Origin of the sequence: Halorubellus amylolyticus (assembly GCF_034808145.1) — an archaeon.
Taxonomy (GTDB): domain Archaea; phylum Halobacteriota; class Halobacteria; order Halobacteriales; family Natrialbaceae; genus Halorubellus.
In genome coordinates, this window is the sequence record NZ_JAXHGM010000041.1 from 1 (window position 1) to 283 (window position 283).

Annotated in this window: 1 rRNA gene; it reads left to right on the plus strand. The window is 55.8% G+C overall.

Annotation, left to right across the window (positions count from 1 at the left end):
- Positions 1-283, plus strand: a 16S ribosomal RNA gene (locus SM754_RS20190); the annotation flags it as partial.

The following is a 283-nucleotide window of genomic DNA, read 5'->3' on the forward strand; positions in this document are numbered from 1 at the left end:
GATTTAGCCATGCTAGTCGCACGGGTTTAGACCCGTGGCAGATAGCTCAGTGACACGTGGCCAAACTACCCTATGGATCAGAACAACCTCGGGAAACTGAGGCTAATTCTGAATAAGGCTCCATGCCTGGAATGGCTTGAGCTGGAAACGCTACGGCGCCATAGGATGTGGCTGCGGCCGATTAGGTAGACGGTGGGGTAACGGCCCACCGTGCCCATAATCGGTACGGGTTGTGAGAGCAAGAGCCCGGAGACGGTATCTGAGACAAGATACCGGGCCCTAC